This window comes from Arthrobacter sp. NPDC056727 (assembly GCF_042790555.1).
Classification (GTDB): Bacteria; Actinomycetota; Actinomycetes; order Actinomycetales; family Micrococcaceae; genus Arthrobacter.
Map to the genome: position 1 here is coordinate 30630 of NZ_JBHTZA010000029.1, position 16925 is coordinate 47554.

Below are 16925 nucleotides of genomic sequence, written 5' to 3' on the forward strand. Positions count from 1 at the left end.
AACAACCTCAATGCCGCGGCAGGCGCCCTGCCGGAACTGGTGGACGCAGGCTTTGCAACCATCGAGCTGCTGGACTCCCGCTCCCTAACCGTGGCCCAAAACGACGCCCGGGCCGATGCCACGCTCCGGGCCATCGAAGTGCAAAAGCACGCGGCACTGCTGCTGGAGTTTCAGGAGATGTCACCGGACGAGCTGCTCGAGCGCACCACCAACAGCGCCCGGCTCCTTCAGACGCTTCCCCTGGCGGTACCAGCGAGTCTGTCGTCCGACCCAACGGTTCGGGCGGGGCTATGGCACATCCGTAAAGGCCTGTACGCCACCGTTGCGGGCAACCGACCCAGTGGCACAACTGCGCTGCTCGAAGACATTGCCGTCCCCGTCCCCGCACTGCTGGATACCTGCGAGGAACTCGTCGGACTCTTTGGCCGGCATGGCTACCAGGACAGCGTCATCTTCGGCCATGCCAAAGACGGCAACGTCCATTTCCTGCTCAACGAGAATTTCGAGCATCCGGAAAACCTTGACCGTTACGAGCGATTCACCCAAGACATGGTCACACTGGTACTGGGGAACTCCGGAACCCTTAAAGCTGAACACGGAACGGGACGCATCATGGCGCCCTTCGTGCGCCGGCAGTACGGTGACGAACTTTTCGACGTCATGAGACAAATTAAAGCCCTCCTCGATCCTGCCAACCTCCTCAACCCTGGCGTTCTGCTCAACGAGGATCCCGCCTCGCACGTGGCCGATCTGAAGACCGCGGTCACGGTGGAGGAAGAAGTAGACCGCTGCGTCGAATGCGGCTACTGCGAACCGGTCTGCCCAAGCGCTGACCTCACGCTGACCCCTCGACAGAGGATTGTCCTTCGTCGTGAAATGGCTGCCGCTGAAGCGTCCGGGGACCACAAATTGCTGGCGGAACTCAAAAAAGACTACCGGTACGACGGCCTCGACACCTGTGCCGTAGATGGCATGTGCCAAACCGCGTGCCCCGTGCTCATCGACACCGGCGAACTCGTCAAACGGTTGAGGGCTGAATCGCGGGGAGCCGTCGAGCAAACCGCGTGGAACCACGCTGCAAAAAAATGGTCCACAGTGGTGCAGGCCGGGTCGGCCGCTCTGAACATTGCCGAGAAAATCCCTAATCCTGCCCTCTCGGCCGCCACGTCAGTGGGCCGCGCTGTCCTTTGCGCGGACACCGTTCCCCAGTGGGATCCCGACGTTCCAAAAGGGGGATCCACACGCCACCCCATGGAGGCAGCAGAACCGGACGCGGTATTTTTCGCCGCGTGCATCGGCTCCATCTTCGGACCCGGTGAAGGATCGGAAGGGGTCACCAAGGCGTTTCTGGCACTTTGCGAACGTGCCGGAGTCCGAGTCTCTATCCCCGAAGGAATCAACGGCATGTGCTGCGGCACCCCGTGGAAATCAAAGGGCCTAACCCAGGGATACAACACAATGGCCGACAGGCTCATCCCTGCACTGACCGAAGCGAGTGATGGCGGGAGGATCCCAGTCGTCTGTGACGCAGTATCCTGCACGGAAGGACTAGATGAGTAAGTCCTATTGACGGGAACGGGCGTGGAGGCTTTTAAAGTAAGGCGGAGAGTGTTAAGCCGGGCTTGTGAACACTCAACTAAACACTCTCCTGACCACACTGTACGTCTATTTAGATGACCATGTCCTGCCGGATCTGGGCGTGTCCCGGACCCGGCGGCGAGGGCGAAAACCGCGGCTGGGCGACGCGGAACTGTTGTGTCTGGCGGTGGCCCAGCATCTCTTGGGCTTCTCCTCGGAGACGAGGTGGATCCGGTACGCCCGGGTCCACCTGTCCGGGATGTTTCCCGGGATCCCGCATCAGTCCGGCTACAACAAACGCCTCCGGGCCGCCGGGACACTGATCGCTGCAGCGATCACCGCACTGGCAAGGGATACCCCGTCCTGGCATGAGCTCCTGCGCCTGGTTGATTCCACCCCCGTCCCGTGCGGCATGTCCCGGGAAACCGTCAAACGCTCCGACTTATCCGGGCACGCAGGCTACGGCTACTGCGCCTCGCACTCCCGCTACTTTTGGGGGTTCCGGCTTTACCTGATCAGCACTCCCGACGGCATGCCTGTCATCTGGGGCCTGGCGAACCCGAAAATCGGTGAACGCGAAGTCACCCAGGCGCTCCTGGAGCACGACCACCACCTCATCCGCGAAGGACAGGTCCTCCTCGGCGACAAGGGCTTCGCCGGGCGGGACTTCGAACCTTCATCACCGAGGATTTGGGCGCGACGCTGATCCGCCCGGACCGCAAGGACGAGAAACCCCGCTTCGGCAGGCTCGGCGGCATCCGGCAATGGATCGAATCCGTCTTTGACACCCTCAAAGGCCAGCTCGGCCTCGAAGATCACGGCGGACGCACCCTCGACGGTGTCTACGCCCGGGTCGGCGCCAGACTACTCGCCCTCGCGGCCGGCATCTGGCACAACTGGAGAATCAACGCACCCCGCAAACGCTCACTCATCGCCTACGACCACTGAAACCAATAGGACTTAATCATCTAGAACGCGTCGCAAAAAACGTACCGTGGTGGACGCGGTCGCATTCGTCGCCGAGCAGGTCCTGCCCAAGCTTAAAATTCAGGACAGACTGGGATCCCTCGCCCTGCACCCCACGTGCTCATCAACGCGACTTGGAATTAACGATGCGCTAAACCTGATCGCATCAACTATCTCCCGCAATGTCGTCATACCGGATGGGTGGGGGTGTTGTGCTTTTGCAGGGGACCGCGGCCTTCTACACCCGGAACTGACAGCATCAGCAACCCAGCGAGAATCCAGGTCTGTAAGGGCCACGGAATTTGCCGCTCACGCTTCGCGAACAGAACCTGCGAACTGGGAATGAAACGAGCCACGGGAAAGGAATACCTGCACATCCTCGAACTGCTCGAGATGGCAACCCGACCGCCAAGGAAGCCACACGCCTAGCCGTGGCCACCAAGACCGGCCAGCGGGCTTCCTCCGGAAGAGGCTCCAGCCGATTTGAACTACACCCCAACCTGACGTCGCCAAGATAGCAGTCGGGCTGTCAGAGCAGGGTTCGGTTCATTGTTTTCTGACAACATCTTGAGAGTCTCCTGGCTTTCAATCTGACACCTGTGGGCAGTCCCTGACGCGGCCCTCGACAGATCATCTGCTATCCGCCGCCTCAACCTCGATTGCGTCTGTTAGACGAGAACCTAAGTCTGCGGGCGCGGAGATCGTGCCAAGATATCAACATGCCCCCGCGCCTCTTCGACCTCAGCTCCACCTGGCACCTCCCAGCGCCGCCAGAAAAGGTGTGGGCAATAATCGCCGATATAAACATGAGTTGGCCCAGTTGGTGGCCACACTGCAGTTTCGCGGGGCCGCTGGTTCGCACCAAACCACTGAGCAACTCCCAGGAAGACATCCTGAAGGCAACCACGGCCCACCTGAACTTCAAAGCAGCCCTTGGTTACACGCTCACCATCAGCATCCACCCAACAGATGTCGTCTCACCCCGGGAGATAGACTTCAACGCTGGCGGACATTTGAAGGGCACGGGCCGAGTAGTCCTCGCACCCGAAAAGCAAGGCGAAGCAACGCGCATGGACATCGACTGGCGGGTGCACCCGACGCAACGGTGGATGAATCTGCTTACGCCGATCGCCGCCCCGGCCTTCACGGCCGCGCACGCTCTCATGATGAGGCAGGGAGAAAAGGGCTTGGTAAAAGCCCTGGCAAAACCAGACGCTGACGGACGCAAAGTAGACCCGTCTGCATTCGACTAGTCACACTGACCCAACCGTCCTACCATGGAATCGGTCAGCCGAGCTGGGGAGCTGGAGCCTCTCCTTCGAGCGCGGACTTTCAGGCACGGGGAAGGCGGCACAATGAATCTTCATGAGACTCTCGCCGCGAGCCTCCGCCGCCAGGAAAACGCCCACCCCGAGGACTGGGAGGCCACGTTCCGGAACATGGGTCTCTTCGACCTCGCGGCGGACATGGAACTCGGCTTCTTCCTCTCGTATTACCGCAACTTCGCCATCCCAAGCATCGCGTCAACACTGCACAGCAACGCTGAAATCCAGCAGCGCCCCATGAAGCGCTCCTACGACACCGCCATCGTCATCTACGAGCTCATCGCTTGCGGATTGGACAGCGAGCGCGGCCGCGAAATGATCGCCCTGCTCAACCGCGTGCACCGCAACGTCCCCGGCAGCAAAGACGATTTCCTCTACGTCCTCCTCACACTGTTGGTGGTCCCGATCCGTTGGACCCAGAAGCACGCCTGGCGCCAGCCCACAGCTGCAGAGCTCGCGGCCGCTTCACGCTTTTTCGCCGAGCTGGGTTCCCGGATGAACATCGCCGGCATGCCCACTACCTATGCTGGCGCCGAGGCGTTCTTCGACGCCTACGAGGCTGCGCATGTCGCGCCATCCGCCGAAGGTCAGCATCTCATGGACGCCACGGTCCAAGTGTTCCAAAGCCGGTTGCCGGCTCCCCTGCGCACCTTCGCCAAAAAGATCATCAGCACAATGCTCGACGACGACCGTCTGACCGCGGCGCTCGGCCTCCCCCACTCCACCAGTGCTTCCCGAGCCGCCCTCAAAACCGGACTGATAGTCCGCAACGCAATCCGCCGTCGTCGGCCGCTGAAGGAGCAGCCGCATTTCACGCCCGGCAAAGCCGGGTCGTCCCTATACCCGACCGGGTATTCTCTGGACCAGATCGGTCCGGTCAATGTTCCCCACTCCCCCGGGGCCCGAAGCAATGAACTATCGTGAAGCCCGAAAGATAGCCCGGCGAGCGGAGCACGGCTTCGGTCTGCCCGATGACGCGACGCTTCTGTATATCCAGAACAAACTGGAAATGCAACGCGGGCGGCCCATAATCGTGGACGAACTCCCTGGCATGTGTGGATCAGAATTGTGCGGTGTCTGGCTCATCTGCGCCGACCGCGACATAGTCCTGCATGCAACGGTGAAATCCAGTTGGCATCGGCAACAGATCATCCTGCACGAGTTCAGCCACATGATCCTTCAGCACGACATCGAGGAACCGACTGAAGACTTGGTCACCGCATTCCTTCCGGACCTCGGCGTCGAGGTTCTCCGCGCTCTCGGCCGCAGAAGCTACACCGACGACGCCGAATTCACAGCCGAGACCCTCGCCGACCAGCTCGCAATGCGGATCATCAACAGCGAGGTTCCCAGCCTGCCCGAGCCTCTGGCCTTTCGCCGAGTGTTCGGCTGATGGAAGCCGTCCCCGCAGCCGCGCTGTGGGTGCTTACTGTCCTACGGCTGCCCATCGCCCGAGATCCTGACCGCGGCAGCGTATTTCGCGCGACTATCCTGGCCGCGATTGCCTGCACACTGTATGTCCCCGCCATCTACTACGGCATCGATCCGCTGCTCGGTGGCCAGAACCGCGTAGGGCTTGCCACTCTCCTGTCTCTACTTCTTGGGTTTTGGCAGTTCCGAACTGCCATCCTGCTGGCCGCGGTCGCGGATAAAGAAATACGACGGCGGCAACTCACCTTGGGACGATGGGCTGCGGGTGCCGCCTGCACGGCAGTAGCTGCAGGATTTCTCACCAGCCGCGTAGATGTCACCGACCCCAACCTGCCGCTTACGTACGGTGATCAGCCCGGGATGGCAGTTTTTCTCTGGGCCGGCTCGGCCTTCATCATGTGGATCTGCGTCGACATAGCCCGGGTATGCAGGAGCAACATTCCTCACATGCGTACGCCGGCGTTTCGATCGGCGTTCACCCTCATCGCCGTCGGTTGCGTCTTGTTCGCTCTGGTCCTGCTCGACCGGCTGCTCTACGGCGCGGTCATCAAGGTTGAAGGCACCGCCAGCCCGGCGGCTGCTCTCCTCACCAACTTCTATTGGGTCGGCGAAACGTGCGCCGTGCTCCTCGTCAGCCTCGGGCTACTTCTCCCCCGGCTGTCACGACATCTCAAGCATGGCACCTTCGGGCTCCGAGCCAGGCTGTTGCTCTGGGAGACCACGCCCATATGGAACCGCATAGCGTATGGCCAGTACGAGTTAGTCCTGCAGGACAGACGCGCCAGCAGGCTGTCATTCTTCTGCCGGCACGCCGAAAACCAGCTTCACAGGCGCCTCGTAGAAATACGTGACTGTGAAATGGCCAATCCCGAAACTTCCGGGCGGCTGCGCGCCCACGACCTGTCCGTCGTCGAACGCGCCGAACATGCACTCGAAAGGCGATCCGGCGCACAGCTGACCCAATAATCCTCCCCAGACGAACTGCGGCCTCTAGGGTCATGCCGCGGTGCCCGCACCTGCCCATGAATGAGAAAAAGCAACTTCGCTGTTTGTCATTCCGATTCCGATCATCGCTGGGCAGGTCCTCTGGGCACCTGGGGGCAGCGCGCCCTTCACGAACCAAGGGTTCATTCGGTGCTCCTCCGTCCCTTCGTCCGGACTCCAAAGCCCAGCGGTGGCTCTCCAATCAGAATGACGCCGAAATCTGACGGGCGCATCCGCGGTCCGCCGGCCGATGAAGGAGAAGGATCATGGAAGAGCTCACCATCCGCACCCCAGCCGACGTTCTCAGTTTCGTCGGCCACACCCTGGGGTTCTGGCCCCGCGAAAGCCTGGTGTGCATCACCTTGTCGGATAAGCACGTTGGCGCGACACTCCGCGTTGATCTGCCGAAGCCAGGCACTGAGATCAGCTACGCGCAGACGGTCGCGGGTTACCTGGCCCACGACACCAATGCCGAAAGTGTGCTCTTTGCCGTGTACACCTCCCAGGACGAGCAGGCCGGGACCGTGAAGCCCCAGGCGGCAACCATCGCCGCGCTGACTGGTGCCCTCGCCGAACGCGGGCTGACTATCCGCGATGGACTCTTGGTCGGGAATGAGCGGGTCTGTCAATACGATGGGAGCCCCGAGGACGGTCGATCCCTCCCGCTGGCTGCCACACAGTCCAGCCAAATCAACGCTGAGTTCGTTTACCGCGGCAGCACCATCGAATCGACAAATCGGATCACCCTGCCGGCCTCGACCAAGGAAACAGAAACCACGGATGCCGTCCGCGACCGCGTGGCCGCACTCGGAGGTCTGAAAGTCGGGGAAGCGCTCGAGCAGGCCAGGGCGCGCTGGACTGGCATGCTCGAGTCGCACAGCTACCCGGACCCGGATGAAATCGTGAACCTGATTGCAGATCTCCAGTTCCCCGTCATTCGCGACAGGCTGATGGCCGACATCCCAGGCATTGATGAACGAATGGACAGGATCCTCCTGGCCCAAACCCACGACAAGCCGCAGTGGTCTCGAGTCGAGTGGGCGCAGCAGCTGCTCCTCCATGCCTACACGCACAGCAGCACCAAGCACTCCGCCCCCATCCTCACCGCGGTGGCCTTCATCAATTGGTGGGAGGGCAGGGGCAGCAAGGCGCACCAGTTCCTCCAACTCGCCCTCGAGGCTGACCCTACCTATCACCTTGCCAGGGTCAGCGACATTATGATCGGCTCGGGGATGGTGGCTGGATGGAACATGGACAAGGGTACGGCGTACCGGGATCCAGGGCTGAGCGCCTGAAGTGGTCCTCTGCACTTCCGACCCATGAGCTGAAGCCACCGCGCTGTGAACTACGCGCCGGCGGGTGTGTGAGACTGCTGCCAGGGCCTACGCGGGGAACAGTTCCATTTAAATACAGCACCGCCGGTAGCCCGAGCGCCGACAGAGGCGCCAACCAACTACAGCGATGCCCGTGCCGCTCATAGGCACGGGGCATCGCTGCGGATGGACTACGAGAGATGCACCATGGCTGAATCAGGTCCTGATACTTCTTCCGTAGCCGATCCAGCATCAGTCGGAGTCCAGTTTCCCGTCTCCGTAGCCGTCGCAGCGATCATGCAGTCTCGCATTTGATGGAGCGCCTAGCGGACGTCCGTTACACTGCCGCGACGACGTTCCTCTACTTTGCTTCTAAGTCTGAGCATTGGCATCAGGGTTGGCCGGAATGGCCCGAGGCCATGGAACCGTCCGCTGATCAGGTCATTGCTAGATTCAAGGATCAGATATGAGTACCTATGCTCTGCCACGGCAATTACGTCACGCAGCCTTAGTTTCGATTCGTCCTGCTTGTCTGCGCCTGCGCCATGAAATGCGAGCGCCGCTGCTGCCTTATCGCCAAGGGCGTCTTTCAGCTTGCTTGCAGCATCGACAACCTCAAGCGAACAGAGCAATTTCATCTTGGCCTCGCTCAGCTCTGACACTTCTTTGGAAAAGGCTTGAAGGTCAGAGGGATCTGCGTCCCACAGATTGGCGGCAGTCTGGGCTTCAGTCCTTGAGACGAAATGAGAACACGCCTGCAGTTTTTCGTTCCTGAGCCACTGGTTGTGTTCGTTGACGTGGGAGAAGCGGCTACCGGCCCAAGTACCTGCAAAGGCAAACAGACCAGTTAGCAGCACAGGTGCGAGCGCTAGATACTCATCAGGGTTCATTCACGGATCGTAGCGTGGAGCGCTGACAAACTTGCCAACGGCCCGGGGCCGAATTAGTTGTTCACGCCTGACATCCAGCCCTCACTCTAGCCCACCCCCAGTAAACGGATAGCGCACGTGCCCGTCACGATTCTGGATTGCCAGCGGCCGCCACTATCATTACGACGTCTCGTTTACTTCTTTACCAATGGGGAAAAATGAATAGGTCTCCGATCGTCCTTGGACCGGCACTCCTCGCTTTATTGCTCTCGGCGTGTTCCAGCCCGCAGCCGCAGGCAGCACCCAGTGTTTCAGTAGCTCCGGCATCGACGCCCAGTGCCACTCCAACACCCACTCCCACGCCTACCCCCAAAACGAATGATCGAGGCCAACTCATCAAGAAAATTGGCGAAACAGGGGGCATGGGGAATGTGGACAGCGGTAACACCATGACCATGAAGTTCAAGGTCACGTCAATCAAGGCCATCACCTGCGATGCCCCTTATGCCACGGCACCCAAAGGACAGGCCATAGCTATCAATTTGGAAATCGAAACAACACCCGAATTCGAGGGACCGTTGGAGGTGAACGGAACACCGGGAATGGTGAGCTTTATGCCATATTACTGGCGAGGATATGCATCGAACGGCACGCGCATGAATACGGTCGACACTGGCATTCACCGCAACTGTCTGAGTGACACTACTTCGTTGCTGCCCGATTACATAGGCAAAGGCGAAAAGCTCAACGGCCTGGTCGTGCTCGATGTGTCGACATCGAAAGGCACTGTGGCCTTCTCCCCCGATGAAAGCGTCGGTTGGACCTGGCCGTACTCCGTCTAGCAATCCCGGTGACATGTCCCAGATCGTGTCTGACATATGCGTATGACACGACGTGCGATCATTTGCGCACGCAGCTCGTGTGGATCAGTGAACTTCGCTAGTCCACACGAGTGGCGCTCCAAGGTGAGCAGCCAAGCGCTACGGCGCAGAGCTACCACTGGCACGCTTCATTCTGTGGCTGATGTGCGCCCCTCGCAAAAGAACCCTCTCGGCTACGAATCAGACCCACGATGCAGAATGCCTGGGGCTCAGTACAGTTAGGCGTCGTCGGCCCCCCAAGCACCGGTCCAGTCTGCCTACCCACGGGTGCGGCCTCAAACTGCCTCACACCTCTGGCATCCAAGGCGGTCGCCGTGAGGCCCCGGCCCACGCGAGGTCATGTCGCGAGGTGGGTCCCCGCTGATGAACCAACGTGGGCAAAAGAATTTGTGCCGAATGCCGGGAGTGCTTCGAACCGAGCCGCTCTTCTCAACGCTTCTGCTCTACGCGCTGCGCAAACAGGCAGCGCGATCGTCGACGTCGCCACCGCCTCTCGGGGTCCAGACCGATACCCTCCGCGGCATCACGAAACAGCTCCGAACCCGCCCCGTCCACGGGTCGTGACCGAGCATCAGTCGGACTGACGTGCGTCCAAGGGCCCAGCAACAGAATCGTGGATTCGCTCCACGTCCAGCTCCGACTTCAAGCCGTAGACATAGATCGCCTCGAAGCGGCGATCGCGGAGCAACGGGCCAGGGCCCAAAGCCTTCGCCTAGAGCTAGACCGTCTCCAGGCCACTCAAGAATCTGATGCCCAGGACTTGGTTCACCTGGCCGGGAGGCTACTGGCAAGTAGTCGGGCGACCGGCGTCGAACTCGACCTCAAGTCCAAGGAGCTGTTCCGACGCCGCGGGTGGAGCAGTTCCGCCCGCAGAGGACAACAGCCATGACCATGTCCATCGCCCGGCTTTCGGCTCAGTCCGGCCTGAAGTACCTGTTCAAAACCACCATGATGGACGACCTAAGGGTCACTCCCGTGGATGCCACGAATTACTACATCAAGACAGGAACACCGCCTGGCCGCTGGATAGGTTCCGGCCTGCAAGGAATCAGTCGTGACGCTGGGGACGTCGTCACGGAAACGGACGCCAAAGCCGTCTTCGACCACGCCGCTCATCCGGACACCGGCACGCCCCTCGGCCGTCCCCACGGCCAGCCAACGCTCGTCCAAAAGAGCGGGGGCCGAACCGAAATGCGCCACGCCGTCGTCGGATTCGACCTGACTTTCAGCGTTCCCAAATCCGTCACGGTCCTCTGGGCACTCAGCCCGCGGAGCATCCAGGACCAAATCCTCCAGACCCACCACCAGGCAGTCAGCGCCACCCTGCAATGGCTCGAAGAGTCCGTCATCCACACGAGGGCGGGCCGCAATGGAGTTGCCCACATCGGCACCCGCGGGGCGATTGCCGCCGCCTTCGACCACTGGGAGTCACGTGCCGGGGATCCACAGCTGCACACTCACATGGTCATTGCTAACCGGATCCAGCGCATCACCGACGGCGCCTGGGTTACGGTGGACTCTCGGACGCTCTACAAAGCCGCAGTCGCTGCCAGCGAGCACTACAACGGCCTTCTCTTCGACGCTCTTAGCCGGAACCTCGGCACCGAGACCGACTTCCGAAAGCCGGCCGCAGACACACACAATCCCAGCCAACAGCTCACCGGCGTCAATGATGTACTGATTCGCGAGTTCTCCAACCGCTCCCGCCTCATCGATCTCGAAACCGACCGGCTCGTTGCCGAATGGACCGCCGGCCACGGCACTCCCCCATCCGCGACAACCATCATCAAGCTCCGACAGCAGGCCACCCTTTCAACACGGACAGCCAAATCGGAAACAATCGCACCGCTCCACGAACTCTCAACGCACTGGCAGAAACGGGCAATCAACAAAGGCTTCAGCCCAAGCCATGTTCTCGCCGCCACCGTTCGGCGCTCCCTCAGAACCCCATTCCGCTCCTGCGACTTCGCACCGTCATGGATCGACGCCGTCGGGTCACTGGCACGGGGGCGCGTTGCCATCAAACGCGCCACCTGGAACCGCTGGAACCTCCTCGCGGAAGCCGAACGCGTCTGCGCCGAAATTCGCTGCAAAACCGCGGAGGACCGTAACGCCATGATCGATGCCGTGGCCACGGCCGCGGAAAACCAGTCCGTGGCGCTCAACGAGCGCCGTTACACAGTCCCAGCCAATGCGCATTCTGATCTTCATTTCGCGGGACATTCGGTCTTCGATTTCCAGGGCTCCCGCCTGTTCACGGATGCAGGAACGCTGGCCGCCGAGGATGCCGTTATGGACACAAGGAACGACGACGGCGGTCCGGCCGTGGGCGCAGAAGTCACCATGGAATCGCTCTCCATTTACAAGCACCATGGCCGTCTGGAATTGCACTCCGATCAACGCGCGGCTGCAGCCACTGTCTTGCTCAGCGGCAACCGGCTCGACGCCATGGTCGGCCCTGCTGGAACTGGCAAGACCACCACACTCGGTGCGGTCAAGGCAGCTTGGGAAGCAGGATTCGGCACCGGTACCGTGGTAGGCCTGGCACCGGCAGCAGCAAGCGCCGAGGTTCTGGGGCGAGAACTTGCAATGACCACTGAGAATGTCGCCAAATGGCTCTACGAGTCGTCTGGCCAGGGAGCTGGCAATCGGGCTGCCCAGTTCTTCGATGTGGAGCAGCGTCTTACTCGTCACCAGGGCGACAGGAACCCCCACACCGTCCGGCTGGCACAGAAGGCTGCATGGCTCGCTGCCGAACAGGACAGGTGGCGTTTTCATCGGAACCAGCTGATCGTCGTCGACGAGGCCTCGATGGTGTCGACTCTTCAGCTGGCCGCCTTGGTACAGCAGGCGCGAGACGCCGGGGCGAAGGTCCTGCTGGTGGGCGACCCGGGACAATTGGACGCCATTGATGCCGGCGGCATCCTTGGCTGGCTGGACCGTCAAGGCAAGACGTCCCGGCTGACAACCATTTGGCGGTTCGAACAAGCCTGGGAGCAAGGCGCATCGCTGATGCTCCGGTCGGGAGATTTTTCCGCCGTTGCTGAGTACAACCGTCACGGACGCCTTCGACACGGCTCGTACCTGGACATGGTTGATCAGGCGTATCTCAACTGGCAGGCCGACATCAAAGCTGGCAAGTCCTCCATTCTCATTGCTGCCGAGAATGACACGGTAAGCATGCTCAATCAGCGCGCTCAGGCTGATCGGGTAATCCAAGGTGACGTAGATGCCGAGCAAGCCGTGCCGATCGGGAATGGATCACATGCAGGCCGCGGTGACGCCGTCATCGCCCGCCAGAATGACCGCATAATCGTGGACAGCAACGGAGACTTCATCCGGAACGGAACAATGCTCGACGTCGTCCGTGCAGACCGGCGTAACGGTTCCCTCACCGCCGTCCGCCGGGACACCGGTGCAACCATCTCCTTGACCCGCGACTACGTCGAGAGTTCAGTTGAGCTCGGATATGCGACAACTGCCCACCGTTCGCAGGGCCTGACGGTGGACACAGGACATACCGTCGTGACGCAGGGTCGTCTCACACGAGAGCTGCTGTATGTGAGCATGACCCGTGGACGCGTGGGAAACCATGCCTATGTCAGTGAGAGCGATCCGCTGGAGGACGAACCTCTGGATCCCGCCCTGCAAGCCACATGGCAGCAAATCCTAGGCGAAGTCCTTGCTGCCGAGGGCGCTGAACGGACGGCCCACGAAGTCCGCGACGCGGAGAGGACGAAAGCGGATAGCTTGCAGCGCCTCAGTGCTGAGTTCGATTATCTCGCGCAAATCGCCGCTGCCGAGGACCTGTCGGCATTCCTCGAGACGTACTCCGCCGGCTCAGTGGCTGAACTGCAGCAGTCTCCAGCCTGGGGCGCGACTGTTGCGGCCTGGCGCCGCTCTGTTCAGGTCAGCCGTCCAAGCGCCCAGCGCGTGGTGAAGGCCGCCCTGGGAACCAGCGAATCGGCCAAAGAGGTGGCAGCCGTGGTCCATTCCCGGCTCCGGCGCTTCCTGACTGAGATGCCCGCAGTTGCAGAGGATCCGCTAGCCCCAGTGCAGTCCCCACGCCCTGATCTGACAAACCTAATTAACCAAGTTCAGGAACGGATGCGACACAGGATGGATCACATCATCAGAGGCGCCCTCACTCATGATGCGGTATGGAAACGGAACCTTGTGGACAGTTTGGACCCGGACACCCGGTCAGATCACGCACACGACGTCGTAGGCCGGGTCGCGATTTTCAGGGACAGATGGGGCATTGAAGATTCACCGCTTCCTTTGGGACCCGTTCCAGCAGCGTACGAGTGGGAGCAACGGGAGCAGCGCGCGGGCATTGAGCAGCTCATTGGCCAGCTGGCTCTCCCGCTTGCCGGACAGCCTCAGGGGCACGGCTGGGTTGGAGAACCGGTTACTCAGGCAGACAGCCTTATCAATGTCGGCTGGCAGCTCTAAACTGGGCGCGGGGGTAACCAGTGGATGTAAACCCAGTCCTGAAGCCCAAGCTTGCAACACCTGCGCTGATCCTCGTCAGCGTGGTGACGATGATCTGTGCCGCCTCTCTTCTAGCAACTATTGCCGCGACCTGGCCGTCTCAATGGCCATCAATGATGGCGGCTATTGCATTCCTTCTCGCTGCGCCCATCGTTGGTGCGATCTGGCTGGCCCGGGTACGGCGGCGGCGTACTTGGACGGCGGCAGCAAGGGAGAGGTGGAAGAACTTCGATGAGGCGAAGCGCAGACACGGCACGACGGCGGAGGTCACCGTGCTGAGCGTCGATGCCCTTGAGCCCACAGGATCTTGGATCACCATCAAGTGGAACCGCTTTGACCACGTGCAGCCCGCTTGGCTCGAGGCCCTGCACGAACCAATCTGGCCCGGCTCCGTGCTACTAATTTCACCAGATCGGGCACAAGTTACGCCGGGGTCTCCCTGGCCCGCTGCCTACCAAATCCAGGCCTCGCATTGCCTTGCCTGGGCGCCGGCGGACGCTCTGAAAGCGTCCTCCTAAAACAAGTCATGCCTCGCCAGCCAACCGGCGACCCCTCTGGATATAGCGTCGGGGCTGCCGGGCCCGCAGCGAGGAACTCTCTTGCGTCCTGCCTGTCAGCAATGTCGTATCCGCCCGCATACAATGCATAGCAAGTACGTGCGTGATTTGATGAACGCTGCACGGCATTGGGGACGCCACCATCGGCAGGTCAGAAGACCGGTTAGACAGCAAGCACGCTCCACTGCCCGCAGCTAGGGAAGTGAGAGCAGTGGGCAACAACAGCGCCAATCTGGCGTGGAGCATCGCAAAGATTCTGCGTGGCACCTCCAAACCAACCCTGGACGACTACGTGCGTCTGCCGTTGTCCGTCCGCCGCCGCCTCGACTGCGTCCTCGAGAGGTCGAAGGAAGCACTGGCAAAAGCGGCTGAGGTAAAGATGGACCCGTACATGCCGCTGGATACTCCCGCACACAAGGTGCCCGGTCCCAGGGTTTTCTATTCGTCCAAGTTCGCATTCACCAGGCACTTGGGCGACCCGCGCACGATCCTCACCCATGTCGTCCAAGCCTCCACCGAGGCCGTCCGCCTGCTCGAACCCGAGACTCGGTAGCGCATGGAACTCGAGTCGGTGCGCATCAACAAATTCCGCAGTATCCTCGGCCCCACTGAAGTAGATCTCAGCGGCTTGACGGTCCTAATTGGACCAAACAACCAAGGGAAGTCCAATATTTTGCAGGCCATACGGCTTGGCATGGAGACTATTGCACTGGCGCAGAGCCGACTTCGTATAAATTCTGAGTCCGGTCTTGCGGAGATGCCACATTCTCCACGCCCTCGATCAGCATTCTGGCGAAGTCGATTGGCTCCCCAAGCAGGGTCAAGGTACGACTGGCTTCGGGACTTTCCTGCTCAGTTTCGAGATAACGGCCGGGTGAAACCTGCATCGGTCCTAAGGTTCAACTTCAGTCTCGACGAGCGCGAACGTGCAGAGTTCTGGAAAAGGACGCGCACAAGAAATAATGGTTCGCTTTCCGTAGAAATAACCTTCACCGAGGACGGGATCTTTCTGGATTTCCCGAAACCGGGAGGTTCGAGCTCTTATCGCAAAGCAGGACGTGACATATGTGCATTCATTGAAGATCACTTTACGTTTCTATACGTACCTGCCATTCGAACTGCAGATCAGGCGGTCGAGGTCATTTCTGAACTCATCACCGACCGACTGGCCTCCTTGGCTAAAAACGATGAGTATGTCGGCCTCGTAGCTCGCTTGGATGCCTTGCACCAAGAGCATGCACGGGAATTGTCGCAGTCGATCGGCGAACGACTCGACGTCTACATGCATGGACGCAGCGACTTATCAATTCAAATGCAGACTGGCAGTATCAGTGTGGGCGGATTGCGAGCCATTGAAGCCATTGAACTCAATGATGGAGTGTCAACGTCGATACTGGAGAAAGGTGATGGAGTTAAGAGTCTTCTAACTATGGCCCTGCTGCACGATCTCGCCGACCGGGGATCTGCGTCTCAAGTCCTTTTGGCCATAGATGAGCCGGAAGCACACCTGCACCCTGACGCAGTGCACAAGATGGCCCAGGTCTTGCGCGAAATCGCCACGGAGCAACGAGTCATTGTTGCCACGCACAGCCCGGTGCTAGTTAATCGGATGCAACTGAGCAAAAATCTCATAGTGGAGAATAACTCCGTTACCAACGTGCACAGGATTCATCAGATTAGAAGCTGTCTCGGTGTTCGACCCTTCGACAATCTTTCTTCTGCGGAATTTCTAGTCTTAACGGAGGGGCCAACCGACTGCCAAGTCATAACCGCAGGCCTTCGTGAACTCTCACAAATTTGTGCCGACGCGCTGGCAGATGGAAGCCTGGTGGTTAGCGATGCAGTAGGTGCAGACAACCTCCCGAACCGTGCACGATTTGCCTTGGAAATGATGTCAGACGTTGTCGTCGTAGTGGATGACGACTCTGCCGGCAGGGGCGTCACTGACAGACTGAGTAAAATCGCGTCACTTGACCGCGGGCGGATCAGAAGACTCTCAATTACCGGTCGCGGCCAGAGCGTGCTTGAGGACATGTACAACCGCGATCTTCTTGAGCGAGCGTACACCAAACACACAGGCCTTAGTCTTCCCCCCACAGGTCCAGTCGACAGGGGTACAACTTGGTCAGACCGAATGAAGAAGCTGTTCCGTGGCACGTCCCGATTGGCGGAGGACGAAGATCTCGATCCCTTGAAGAAGGATCTCGCGGGTTGGGCTTCCATAAGCATCAACCAGTCACTGACGCCCGAAGCTCTCCAAGTCATGCAGGGAATCATCGCCACCGTCGAGATGATGATAAAGCAGCGTCAGTCTGCGAACGCTGCGGCAGCCATACAGGGCGCAGCACAATAGGTTACATCCGAGGACGAGATCTGGCAGGGACGAGGGCTCGATCTACTCGTTTGTCGTCATCCCCTAATGTCGTCATCCCCTAATATGGTGGACCGGCAGGCAATCAGGCTGCCCGCCGGTCCGAAGGTCCAGCCCGACCCGGACCAAGACTGCACTCCCATCGCTTTCAAGACT

General features: G+C 60.3%; 11 protein-coding genes and 1 pseudogene. 11 read left to right on the forward strand and 1 reads right to left on the reverse strand.

The genetic code is table 11. The features are described from left to right. The first annotated feature begins 36 nt into the window (after positions 1-36). From ACFRAH_RS21340 to ACFRAH_RS21370, 7 genes and pseudogenes are all read left to right on the forward strand, one after another. A complete protein-coding gene (locus tag ACFRAH_RS21340) occupies positions 37-1560 on the forward strand; it encodes an FAD-binding and (Fe-S)-binding domain-containing protein (protein ID WP_377992927.1) in 1524 nt (507 codons plus the stop codon). Positions 1561-1624: 64 nt separating this feature from the next. After that, positions 1625-2526, forward strand: a pseudogene (locus tag ACFRAH_RS21345) (IS982 family transposase). 737 nt (positions 2527-3263) lie between these two features. Continuing rightward, the gene (locus ACFRAH_RS21350; RefSeq protein WP_377992907.1) at positions 3264-3797 is read left to right on the forward strand and encodes an SRPBCC family protein; all 534 of its coding nucleotides are present in this window, start codon (positions 3264-3266) and stop codon (positions 3795-3797) included. Between the two features lie 102 nt (positions 3798-3899). Continuing rightward, positions 3900-4793, forward strand: coding sequence for an oxygenase MpaB family protein (locus tag ACFRAH_RS21355; RefSeq protein WP_377992908.1), 894 nt, complete (start codon positions 3900-3902; stop codon positions 4791-4793). Further along, the gene (locus tag ACFRAH_RS21360) at positions 4780-5262 is read left to right on the forward strand and encodes a hypothetical protein (protein ID WP_377992909.1); all 483 of its coding nucleotides are present in this window, start codon (positions 4780-4782) and stop codon (positions 5260-5262) included. The genes ACFRAH_RS21355 and ACFRAH_RS21360 overlap by 14 nt, the downstream gene beginning before the upstream one ends. Beyond that, positions 5262-6266, forward strand: coding sequence for a hypothetical protein (locus tag ACFRAH_RS21365; RefSeq protein WP_377992910.1), 1005 nt, complete (start codon positions 5262-5264; stop codon positions 6264-6266). Before ACFRAH_RS21360 ends, ACFRAH_RS21365 begins: the two co-directional genes overlap by 1 nt. Before the next feature lie 284 nt (positions 6267-6550). Further along, positions 6551-7579: a DUF4192 domain-containing protein gene (locus ACFRAH_RS21370; protein WP_377992911.1), complete on the forward strand. Its 1029-nt coding sequence runs from the start codon at positions 6551-6553 to the stop codon at positions 7577-7579. Between the two features lie 341 nt (positions 7580-7920). Here ACFRAH_RS21370 and ACFRAH_RS21375 read toward each other — a convergent pair whose 3' ends face one another. Beyond that, positions 7921-8487, reverse strand: a complete 567-nt coding sequence (locus ACFRAH_RS21375) for a hypothetical protein (RefSeq protein WP_377992912.1) — start codon at positions 8485-8487, stop codon at positions 7921-7923. A 401-nt stretch (positions 8488-8888) separates the two neighbouring features. On the opposite strand from ACFRAH_RS21375, the gene ACFRAH_RS21380 reads away from it, so the two are divergent. From ACFRAH_RS21380 to ACFRAH_RS21395, 4 genes are all read left to right on the forward strand, one after another. Next, positions 8889-9308 carry a hypothetical protein gene (locus tag ACFRAH_RS21380; RefSeq protein ID WP_377992913.1) on the forward strand — a complete coding sequence of 140 codons (420 nt, stop codon included), beginning with the start codon at positions 8889-8891 and terminating at the stop codon, positions 9306-9308. Between the two features lie 930 nt (positions 9309-10238). Beyond that, positions 10239-13802 (forward strand): MobF family relaxase, encoded by a 3564-nt coding sequence (gene mobF / locus ACFRAH_RS21385; protein ID WP_377992914.1) that lies wholly within the window; start codon positions 10239-10241, stop codon positions 13800-13802. An 807-nt stretch (positions 13803-14609) separates the two neighbouring features. Beyond that, entirely contained in the window at positions 14610-14951 is a 342-nt protein-coding gene (locus ACFRAH_RS21390) for a hypothetical protein (protein WP_377992915.1), read from the forward strand. Between the two features lie 3 nt (positions 14952-14954). Next, positions 14955-16751, forward strand: coding sequence for an ATP-dependent endonuclease (locus tag ACFRAH_RS21395; protein WP_377992916.1), 1797 nt, complete (start codon positions 14955-14957; stop codon positions 16749-16751). Positions 16752-16925 lie beyond the last annotated feature (174 nt).